Here is a 10,666-nt window from a genome sequence, read left to right on the forward strand (position 1 = left end):
TAAAGGACCAAGTCGCATTTTGCTGACCGGAGAGCGCACTGCACTTAATTTTTTGCAGACCTTGTCTGCAACCGCCACCACCACATACCAGTACAGTCAACTTCTGAATGACTACAAAACGCAGCTGCTGGATACGCGTAAGACCTTGCCGGGTATGCGATTAGCACAGAAATACGCGGTGCGTTGCGGCGGCGGCGTGAACCATCGTATCGGTTTGTTTGACGCCTACCTGATTAAAGAGAATCACATTTTTGCCTGTGGTGGCATAGCTCAGGCCGTTAAAGCAGCAAAACAACTGAATCCGGGTAAAACGGTGGAAGTTGAAGTTGAAAACCTGGATGAATTCTCGCAGGCGTTAGCCGCAGAAGCCGACATCATTATGCTGGATAACTTCAGTATCGCTGATATCGAGCAGGCCGTGCAGCAGAACAAAAACAACTCGTCACACCAGGCTAAATTAGAAGTTTCCGGTAATGTCACCGATGAGCGTTTGCAAGAATTAGCGGCTACCGGTGTGGATTTCATTTCTTCCGGCGCTTTGACTAAAAACATTCAAGCCATTGATTTATCAATGAGAATTTCCCAAGATAGTGAATAACTTACAGAGAAATAGAATTTACTAATTGGCCAGGGTAAGCCACAGTTTCACTGTTTTTAACAGGGAGCTGTCTAATGCAGGATGCACATTCTTACCGTTTACCCGGAGCCGGTTTTAGCTTAATTGAAATGATGGTCGTGGTGGCCATCATTGCCATTCTCTCCGCTATTGCGGTTCCGTCATATACCTACTATACGCAGCAGGCTAAAGTCAGTAAGGCGCTGGCTCATGCTCAACCATTGCAACTGGGTATTGCCCTATGCTGGCAAATTGAGGGACAGTTAAACCAGTGCAATCAGGCCGGAAGCCAGGGCATTCCTGCAGTCCCGGCACCACTACCTGATGAACTCAGTGATTTGAGCCTGACACAGGCGGCTGCCGTGCGACTGACCCTGAACTCTGTCAGTATTAATAACCAACCTCTGCAAATTGAACTGACACCCAATGCGGCTAATACGCACTTAGACTGGAGTATCGCCTGCTCAGACTATGGTGAGTCTCGCAGTGTCGTGCAAAACTGTGAACGTCAGGTAAGTTACTAATGTCTGTTATCGGTCGCTGTTCACTGGCTCATCTGAAGCAGGTATCAGGTAGTACAGACGATCCGTTTCTTAAGCAACACGGGTTGCAGCCTTTTGCCAGTACTCAACACTGGGAGCTATTAATACAACAACCCGGTTTTCCACCGGTAGATGCCGTGCTTTTGAGCTTTTACAGCAATAAAAAAGTGATGGTACTTCGCGGGGAAGGTCAACTTCCGGGAGTTCAGATAAGCCATGACTCCGTCGTCGATTATGTTGACCAGCTGTTGCTGTACTGCGCGGCGGAAGGCCTGTCAGATATTCATATACAACCTCAGGAAAGTGGCATTACTGTGCGAGGCCGCATAGCCGGCGAGCTCTCTCGCTTAGATGTGCTGCCCGCAGACTTTGGGCAGCAGGTTTACTCCCGAATTAAGGTACTGGCTAATCTCGATCTCACTGAACTACGTCAACCGCAAGACGGTCGTTTGTCGGTGCGTGCTGAGAGTAGCCGCCAACATGAGTTTCGCTTAAGTTGTTGCCCCGTCATTGGCGGTGAAAAGCTGGTGCTGAGATGCCTGCAGCCAACGCAGAGTATTACGCCCCTGCAGCAAACAGGGTTACTGGACGCGCAATACCTATGGTTTGCCCATTGCCTGAGTCAGCCACAAGGGTTAATTTTGGTTACCGGCCCGACCGGTAGTGGCAAAACCTCGACCTTATACAGCGCCATAAGTCAGTTAGACGCAGAGCGATGCAATATCTGCAGTGTTGAGGACCCGGTTGAAGTCCCCCTGCCTGGTTGCAGCCAGGTGATGGTCAATCATAAACAAGGGCTCACCTTTGCGTCTGTTCTCCGCGCTCTGCTAAGGCAGGACCCGGATGTCATACTGATTGGAGAGATTCGGGATTCTGAAACAGCAAAAATTGCAGTGCAGGCAGCGCAGACCGGGCACCTGGTTCTGACCTCGATGCATACGAACAGCTGTCTCGACAGCTTGAAACGCTTACAGTCTCTTGGCATCAACCCGCTGGACATCCGCAGTTCACTCAGTCTTATTGTCAGTCAACGGCTTTTTCCGGTACCCGCAACTGCTGAAAATAAGCGTCAAGCAGTGTTTGAGGTCGTCCCCTGGCAGGAGCAGGCGGAGAAATTCATCGACCTTAAGACAAATACAGCGGATCTGCGTCGTTATCTGGAGTCATTGCAGCTGCCTGATTTCTCTCAAGCTTTGCAAAACTACATAGACGCCGGTCAGATCAACCGCAAAGAAAAAGAACGGTTCACCTATGATGCCGATTAATCATTGCTGGTACTGGCAAGTGGGTAAGCAGTGCGGGTTTATTCATGCCGACTCGGCACTTCAGGCAAAACAACTGTTAGCGCAACACAAAATAAACAGTGCGGCAGTAAAACCTTTGTCGGCCCACAAACTAAAAGGCTATAAACCCCGCTTATCGCTGTGGTATGAGTTGCTGCAGCAAGTATCTGACCTACTCAGCAGCGGGTTACCGCTTGCTGAAGCATTACGACACAGTGTCTGCGAGAGCCCATCCAGAGGATTGCGCTGGATGGTTGAAGACTGCATCCGTTGTATTGAGCGCGGTCTTGCTTTTAGCCGGGCGTTGCAGCTCTATAAAAACTGGTTGCCGGAAGAAGACATCATCGCCATAGCCTGGGCGGAGCAAACCGGCCAGCTTGCTCACACCCTGCACCAGTTGCATCAGGTTGCCAAACGCCAAATGCTGCTCAAAAAGCAAATGAGCAAGGCGCTTCGCTATCCGGTTATAGTACTTTTAGTTGCGGGCGCCGTTTGCTTCATGATGATGGGTTGGGTACTGCCAAGTTTCGCACCGTTATTTAGTGAAGGGGAACTCCCGTGGCTGACCCGGACTTTACTTAATGCTTCGGATTTCCTACGAGAGCAAACCGTGTCGCTTCTTGGCCTTATTTTGATCCTCTCAGCCTTGTTATACATTGTCAGGAAACAAGCCCCTTTATTCTGGCAACGAACCCTGTCCCAACTGCCTTTTATCGGGCAGTTGCTTGAGGACATTAAACTGCAGCAGCTTTTTCACCGTCTGGCTGTTGCCCTGAAGGCTGGCATTGAAACGCGTAAGGCTCTTAACAGCACCGCGCATTCCCTGACCTGGCTACCTCACCGCCATGCATTACGCTCTGTTCAACAAAGTGTCGAGCAGGGAAACGGCTGGGTAGACAGTTTCAGAGCAAGCCCTTTAAGTGAGCCTCGTACACTGAGCTTTCTCAAAGTTGCCGAACAAAACGGCAACGTCGATCAGGCCTTTGCCACGCTTGCCGATATTCGCCAGCAACGCTTTGAACAAAACTGTGAGCGCTTGATTGGTCTGGCAGAGCCCTTGCTGATGGTGATTTTAGGCGGCATTATAGGCACTCTGCTGGTCGCAATGTATTTACCGCTGTTTTCTATGGGGCAGCAATTTTAACCACGAAGGAACACAAGTATGGAACACTTGCTCGCTGCTGAGTCGATACCAACTCTGGTGTTGGCGCTGATACTTGGTGCTGTTATTGGCAGCTTTTTGAATGTTGTTATTAGCCGGTTACCCATTCAGTTACAGCGACAGTGGCAGCGTGAATGTGCTGAAATGAACGGCACTCCATTAAAAGAACTGGATCACTTTTCTATTGCGGTTCCCGGCTCACACTGCCCTGAGTGTAAAACCTCTATAGCCTGGTACGACAATATACCGCTGCTGAGCTATTTGGTATTACGTGCCCGGTGTCGCCACTGCCAGACTCATATTCCGCTAACCTACTGGCTGGTTGAGCTTATCAGTTGTGTGGCCTTTGGACTGGTTGCCTGGTACTTTGGTTTTAGTCTTACAGCCCTGGTTTATGTTGCGGTATTTTCGCTGCTCATCTGCCTGTTTGTTATTGACTGGAATCATCAGCTATTGCCCGATCAGTTAACCTATCCGCTGCTTTGGATTGCCTTGCTCTGGTCATTGTCACCTACCAATGAACTCTCACCTGACTCCGCCATTATAGGCGCGGTAGCAGGATACCTGAGTCTATGGAGCATTTACTGGGCGTTCAAACTTGTTACCGGGAAGGAAGGAATGGGTTACGGCGATTTTAAACTGCTGGCGGCCATTACCGCTTTTACCGGTGCAACTTTGTTGCCGGTTACCATTCTTGCTAGCTCAGTTTGCGGTGCCATAGTGGGCTTAGTCATGATACGCGGCAAAGGCCGGTCACAGCCAATACCCTTTGGCCCGTTTTTAATTGGCGGCGGCATACTCAGCTACTTCTTTGGAACAGATTTACTCTTTAGTTACTGGCGCTGGTTAGGAGGCGTTTAAAATGACCTATGTTGTCGGTGTAACAGGAGGTATTGGCAGCGGCAAATCTGCAGCTACTGCTGAATTCGAAAAGCTGGGTATTACCGTTGTCGATGCGGATGTAGTGGCCCGTCAGGTTGTTATGCCGGGAACTCCCTGCCTGCAGGCTATTGCAGAGCACTTTGGAAACCAGTTATTGACTGAAGGTGGTGAGCTTAACCGCAAGGCGTTACGCCAAAGGGTCTTCTCTAACCCCCGGGAAAAGGAATGGCTGAATGAATTGCTCCACCCCGCGATAAGACAAGAGCTCATCTCTCAGCTTGAACTAGCCGACTCTCCCTACGTGATTTTGTCAGCTCCCTTGTTGTTGGAGAACGGTCTGGAAAAATACTGCCAGCGAGTGCTGGTGGTCGATATTCCTGAGTCTTTGCAAATATCGCGAACTATTCAGCGCGATGACAGTCCTAAAAAAGAAGTGGAAGCTATTATGAAGGCACAGCTAAGTCGCAGCGAGCGGCTAAAAAAAGCAAATGATGTGCTAAACAATGATGGCAGCCTGGAACAGTTGGAACAGCAGGTACTTCAGTTACATCAGCGCTACCTGGCGGCAACCGTTGCACAGGAAAAGTAATACGCTATTATAGGAACAGAGTTCACCAATCGGCAATCGCATGGCATCGACTGATAACGACAACATTCTCTACGAATACCCTCTTCAGGAGCGCATGCGAACCTATTTGCGATTGGAGCACGGCTTTGAGCAGCTAAAAGCCAGTCAACTGTGCTTTGAAGAACAAGCGGAACCCTTCTTTAATGCGTTATTCGCCGTTACCGAGCTACTGGAACGCTTTGATATTCGGACCGAACTCAGTAAAGATTTAGATCTCGATAAACAACGTTTGCAAAAGTGGGAAGCGCACCCTGACGTTGACCGCGAAGCGTTGCGCAATACCATTCAGGAAATTGAGCAGTGCCTTAACCAGTTACAGGATATTCCAAAATACCTGCGACAACTTAAGGACGATGCCCTGCTAGCCAGTATCAGACAACGTTTTAGCCAACCCGGTATGAGTGGTTTATTTGAATTACCACAACTGCAGCTTTGGTTAAGCCAGCCCGCTGAAGACAAAGCCAAACAATGCGAAGAGTGGCGCAAGACCTTAGCTTTTGTGGAGTTAGCTATCACACTGAAGCTGACACTGTTACGGGAGCAATCGGTTTTTGTTCCCATGCAGCTACAAAATGGTTTCTTACAGGAAAGCTCAGATCAGCTACTGGCAATGTTGCGCATTAAAGTTCCTCGCTCAGCCAATATTTACCCCGTCATTAGTGGGCACAGACAACGTTTTACGGTACGATTCATGCCCTTACCGGGGGAGAGTAATGAAACCTCCCTTCAAGACATTGAATTCGAAATCGCAAGGTGTAGTCCATGAGTGTTAGCGTTAACTGCCCAACCTGCCAAAAACAAGTTGAATGGTCAGAAAAATCACCCGCCCGCCCCTTTTGCAGTGAGCGTTGCAAACTGATTGATTTAGGTGAATGGGCTAACGAAGAGAAAAGTATTCCTGGCGAGCCTGTTGTCATTGCTAATGATGATTACAACAACGACGAACAGGATTATTAATAGGCGTTTAAAGACTGCATAATGCATTCAACAATGGGCTGGTTCGCTTCGGGAAACTGAAATGCGTCAAGTTGGTTTTTATCAACCCAACACCAGTCCTGACCTTCTAACTGACGCACTTCACCGTCGTAAGCAAGTACCCACCAGACATCGAGTAAGACCCGTTTATCTTTATACTGATGCTCGATAACTGTTAGTGGTGCCATATCGGTCACATCAATACCGCACTCTTCTTTTAGTTCGCGTTGCAGCGCTTGCTGGACATTCTCGGCAGCTTCGACTTTACCGCCCGGGAATTCCCATTTCCCACCCTGATGTTGTTCAGGATGACGTTGGGCTATAAAAATTTCACCCTGTTCATTCTCAATAACGCCCACTGCAACATGTACAGCAGGCGATGCTTCGGTTTTCATAGTAACCTACAGTTTACCGTGACAATGTTTGTACTTTTTACCAGAACCACAAGGGCAAGGTTCATTACGACCCACTTTGGCACCTTTACGAACAGGTTGCCCCTGTGCGTCAGCATTGCTTTGCTGAGTTGGCTCTTCTGCAGCGGGACCGCTTTGCTCATGGCGGAACTCACGAGGAGCACTATCCGCTGCCTTACGTTGTTCATCAACCGCATCGACGTCTTCCGGAGCCCGAACCTTAACCTTACTTAAAATGGTTACCACGTCGAGCTTCAATGCCTCCAGCATATCGGTAAAGAGCGCAAAGGCTTCTTTCTTGTATTCTTGCTGAGGGTTTTTCTGCGCATAGCCACGCAGGTGAATCCCCTGACGCAGGTGATCCATTGCCGCCAGGTGCTCTTTCCAGTGTTGGTCGAGGCTTTGCAGCATAATAGACTTTTCGAAACGGCGTAAAACTTCCGGCCCGACCATCTCTTCTTTTTCCTGATAGGACTCAACCAGCTTTTCCAGAACGCGTTCACGCAGAACTTCTTCGTGGAAATGCTCTTCCTCTTCCAGCCATTTTTGTAAGGGTACGTCTATGTGGAAGTCACCGCGCAGGCGCTCTTCCAGACCTTTTAAGTCCCATAACTCGGCTAAAGACTGAGGCGGAACATACTCGCTAATGACACTGTTGATAACATCTTCGCGAATAGCAACGATGGTCTCAGAAATGTCGCCTTCATCCAGTAATTCATTGCGCTGTTCATAGACAACGCTGCGCTGATCATTGGCAACGTCATCGTACTCCAACAACTGCTTACGCACGTCAAAGTTACGGCCTTCCACTTTACGTTGAGCATTTTCAATGGCACGAGTTACCCAAGGGTGTTCAATTGCTTCTCCTTCTTTCATGCCTAAACGCTTCATCATGGTAGCCATTCGCTCTGAAGCGAAAATGCGCATGAGCGAATCTTCTAACGACAGATAGAAACGCGACGAACCCGGGTCACCCTGGCGACCGGCACGACCGCGCAGCTGGTTATCGATACGACGTGATTCATGACGCTCAGTACCGATAATATGCAAACCACCGGCTTCAATAACAGCATCATGCAGTTTTTGCCATTCTTGCTTTATCTTTTCAATTTTCTCGTTGGTAGGCTCATCCAGCTTTTCAACTTCAGCCATCCAGCTACCACCTAACACGATATCGGTACCGCGACCGGCCATGTTGGTTGCGATAGTCACCGTACCCGGACGACCTGCCTGAGCGATGATATCTGCTTCTTTTTCGTGGAACTTAGCGTTCAATACCGCGTGAGGAATTTTCTTCTTCTTCAGCAGGTTCGACAACAGTTCAGAGTTTTCGATAGATACCGTACCCACCAATACAGGTCGTTTCTGCTTACGGCATTCTTCTATATCTTCCGCTATCGCTTCGTATTTCTCCAACGTAGTCAGATAGATAAGGTCTGCTCTGTCATCGCGGATCATAGGTTGGTTGGTTGGCAGTACGATAGTTTCCAAGCCATAAATAGACTGGAACTCAAAAGCTTCAGTATCAGCTGTACCTGTCATACCCGCCAGTTTGTTATACAAACGGAAGTAATTCTGGAAAGTAATAGAAGCTAAGGTCTGGTTTTCATTTTGAATTGGAACGCCTTCTTTGGCTTCGACAGCCTGATGCAGACCTTCGGACCAGCGGCGGCCTTCCATAGTACGACCTGTATGTTCATCAACAATAACGATTTTGTCGTCTTTAATGATGTAATCAACGTCTTTCTGGAACAGGTGATGCGCACGTAATGCCGCATTAATGTGGTGCAGTAAGCTGATGTTGGCGGCGGAATACAGCGAATCGTCCGCTTCCAGCATGCCTTTTTCTTTCAACAGCTCTTCAATGTGCTCTTGTCCGTGTTCGGTCAGGTGCAACTGCTTAGCTTTTTCATCGATAGTGAAGTCGCCGTCGCCTTTTTCTTCTTCCGTATCTTCTTTTTCCTGGCGCACCAAATGGGGAACCAGTTCATTCATTTTACGGTACATTTCCGAGCTGTCTTCGGCTGGTCCGGAAATAATCAGCGGTGTACGGGCTTCATCAATTAGAATTGAGTCAACTTCATCGACCAAAGCATAGTTTAATTCGCGCTGGACTCTGTCCTGCGGTGCAAATGCCATGTTGTCACGAAGATAGTCGAAGCCAAACTCGTTGTTGGTACCGTAGGTAATGTCTGCCTGATAAGCCGCTTTTTTATCTTCCGGTGCCATACCCGGAATATTAAAGGCAACTGTCAGCCCCAGAAAGTCGAATAATGGCTGGTTGAACTCAGCGTCACGCTTTGCCAGATAGTCGTTCACCGTAATGATATGAACACCTTTACCAGGCAACGCATTTAAATAAGCTGGCAGGGTTGCAGTTAAGGTTTTACCTTCACCGGTTTTCATCTCAGCAATACGATTATCATTCAGTACCATGCCGCCAATAAGCTGCACGTCAAAATGACGCATACCAAAGACGCGCTTGCTGGCTTCACGAACCGTTGCAAAAGCTTCTGGTAAAATTTGATCTAAACGCTCACCGTCATTCAGGCGCTTTCTAAACTCCGTTGTTTTCTCTTTTAGCTCGGCATCACTTAACGCTTCAAACTCGGGTTCCAGCGAGTTGATTCGCTCAACGTCTTTCTTCATGGTTTTTAGAATGCGATCGTTGCGACTACCAAATACTTTTCGAAACAGACTGCCTAGCATGAGATTGATTTATCCTGTGTTACTTTCCTGAACAACAAAAGCGGTACCGAAGTACCGCCTACGTTCTAAATTAATTTACCGAGTTATTTTGAGTCAGCTTTGCGATACACAAATTGGTTCGGGTCAATTTGACGACCATTACGCAAAACTTCGTAATGAACGTGCGGGCCGGTAGAACGACCGCTACTACCCATTTCAGCAATTTGCTGGCCACGGGTGACAACATCCCCTACTGATACCGATAGCTTATCATTATGTCCGTAGCGCGTTTTTAAGCCACCGCCATGGTCAATTTCAACCAACATACCATAACCGTATCGGTCACCCGCCCAGGTCACTACACCTGCGCCGGTAGCAATAATCTTCACTTCTTCATTATAACTGGCAAAGTCTAACCCTTTGTGCATGGCTGGTGTGCCATTAAAAGGGTCCTTACGCACACCATACTGCGACGACAACCAACCATCTGAGATTGGGCGCCCCGCAATATAAGCATCATTATTAAGTTGGTGATTCATCATCACAGATTCAAGTAGTGATAGCTGTTTTTGTTTGTCAGAGATTTGCGACAACATATCTTCAATTTCGCGAATAACGTCTGTACCTGAGCTTTGCGGCAACTCGGCAACTTCAATTTCCGGACCACCTATGGGCAGTTCCTGATTAAAGTTAAACTCGCCGTTATCCAAATTGGCAACGCCAGCTAAACGTTCCCCCAGAGCATCCAGACGACGCATTTGAGCTCTTAATTCACCCAGGTATACCGTCATTGCACCCAAACGCTTTTGGGTATCCTCTTTCAGGTCTTTTAATGCTTGTTCTTGTAGGACAAGCTTTTTCTGCTCTGCAGAAATTTTTGATTGCGCCAGTTCAGGATCGATTCCCTGATACTGCCATGGCTGCCAACTGGCAAGTCCGATAAAAGCAGCAATGCCAACATAGGACAAAAACCGACGTCGACTTAACCGAATACGAAAACGTACTTTGGAGCCTCGATAAAAGACTGATAAACTCATCTGAACTCTCTTATTATTTGCCTACTACGCAATTATGTCACGACACCCGAAAACCCCATCAGAATGGCTCCGTTCCGGACAACGGACTTTGTCGACAACATTACGACACTATGCACAGTTTGCCGCCCAACTTTCGCATTGGCAACAATTGTTTCAACAATGCGTTGATAAAAACACCAACCAACACTGCCAATTGCTGAATATCCGTGATGGTCAAATGATCATTCAGGTGGATAACGGTAGTTGGGCAACCCGGCTAAAACTTCAGCAAGCGGCCATTATAACGCATTTTCGTGACAATGCGACGGTCCCGGTACAGAGCCTTTCTATTAAGGTGTCTCCGTCAATGAACAGTTTTCAGAAAACGATTAAAAATCAGAAAGATTCAAGCAGTGCGGAGCGTTTGCTGGCAATGGCGGAAGGCTGCGACGAGCCGTTTA

General features: G+C 48.1%; 12 protein-coding genes. 9 read left to right on the top strand and 3 right to left on the bottom strand.

The window, feature by feature from the left end:
• The 8 genes from nadC to yacG all read left to right on the top strand — a co-directional run.
• Positions 1 to 598: carboxylating nicotinate-nucleotide diphosphorylase (nadC, locus tag B3180_RS04635; RefSeq protein WP_286843304.1), on the top strand; the 598-nt coding region annotated here is incomplete at its 5' end.
• Between the two features lie 74 nt (positions 599 to 672).
• On the top strand, positions 673 to 1,140 hold the full coding sequence (locus B3180_RS04640) for a pilin (RefSeq protein ID WP_222236447.1): 468 nt from the start codon (positions 673 to 675) through the stop codon (positions 1,138 to 1,140).
• Positions 1,140 to 2,423, top strand: coding sequence for a GspE/PulE family protein (locus B3180_RS04645; protein ID WP_278358261.1), 1,284 nt, complete (start codon positions 1,140 to 1,142; stop codon positions 2,421 to 2,423). The genes B3180_RS04640 and B3180_RS04645 overlap by 1 nt, the downstream gene beginning before the upstream one ends.
• Positions 2,410 to 3,585 (top strand): type II secretion system F family protein, encoded by a 1,176-nt coding sequence (locus B3180_RS04650; protein WP_278358262.1) that lies wholly within the window; start codon positions 2,410 to 2,412, stop codon positions 3,583 to 3,585. The genes B3180_RS04645 and B3180_RS04650 overlap by 14 nt, the downstream gene beginning before the upstream one ends.
• Positions 3,586 to 3,603: 18 nt before the next feature.
• A complete protein-coding gene (locus tag B3180_RS04655; RefSeq protein ID WP_271331850.1) occupies positions 3,604 to 4,464 on the top strand; it encodes a prepilin peptidase in 861 nt (286 codons plus the stop codon).
• Between the two features lies 1 nt (position 4,465).
• Positions 4,466 to 5,074: a dephospho-CoA kinase gene (gene coaE, locus B3180_RS04660; RefSeq protein ID WP_271331849.1), complete on the top strand. Its 609-nt coding sequence runs from the start codon at positions 4,466 to 4,468 to the stop codon at positions 5,072 to 5,074.
• Positions 5,075 to 5,114: 40 nt separating this feature from the next.
• Positions 5,115 to 5,879, top strand: a complete 765-nt coding sequence (gene zapD / locus B3180_RS04665; RefSeq protein ID WP_278358263.1) for a cell division protein ZapD — start codon at positions 5,115 to 5,117, stop codon at positions 5,877 to 5,879.
• The gene (yacG, locus tag B3180_RS04670) at positions 5,876 to 6,070 is read left to right on the top strand and encodes a DNA gyrase inhibitor YacG (RefSeq protein WP_199494227.1); all 195 of its coding nucleotides are present in this window, start codon (positions 5,876 to 5,878) and stop codon (positions 6,068 to 6,070) included. The genes zapD and yacG overlap by 4 nt, the downstream gene beginning before the upstream one ends.
• Here the strand turns inward: yacG and mutT are convergent.
• The 3 genes from mutT to B3180_RS04685 all read right to left on the bottom strand — a co-directional run bounded on the left by mutT (position 6,067) and on the right by B3180_RS04685 (position 10,226).
• Positions 6,067 to 6,483, bottom strand: coding sequence for an 8-oxo-dGTP diphosphatase MutT (gene mutT / locus B3180_RS04675; protein ID WP_199494228.1), 417 nt, complete (start codon positions 6,481 to 6,483; stop codon positions 6,067 to 6,069). The genes yacG and mutT overlap by 4 nt on opposite strands.
• Positions 6,484 to 6,489: 6 nt before the next feature.
• Positions 6,490 to 9,210: a preprotein translocase subunit SecA gene (gene secA / locus B3180_RS04680; RefSeq protein WP_278358264.1), complete on the bottom strand. Its 2,721-nt coding sequence runs from the start codon at positions 9,208 to 9,210 to the stop codon at positions 6,490 to 6,492.
• Between the two features lie 83 nt (positions 9,211 to 9,293).
• Entirely contained in the window at positions 9,294 to 10,226 is a 933-nt protein-coding gene (locus B3180_RS04685; protein ID WP_222236438.1) for a M23 family metallopeptidase, read from the bottom strand.
• Between the two features lie 88 nt (positions 10,227 to 10,314).
• Here B3180_RS04685 and B3180_RS04690 point away from each other — a divergent pair.
• Positions 10,315 to 10,666: DUF721 domain-containing protein (locus B3180_RS04690; protein ID WP_286843312.1), on the top strand; the 352-nt coding region annotated here is incomplete at its 3' end.

It is taken from the genome of Idiomarina sp. UBA4206, assembly GCF_002383015.1.
In the GTDB taxonomy this organism is placed as follows: domain Bacteria; phylum Pseudomonadota; class Gammaproteobacteria; order Enterobacterales; family Alteromonadaceae; genus Idiomarina; species Idiomarina abyssalis.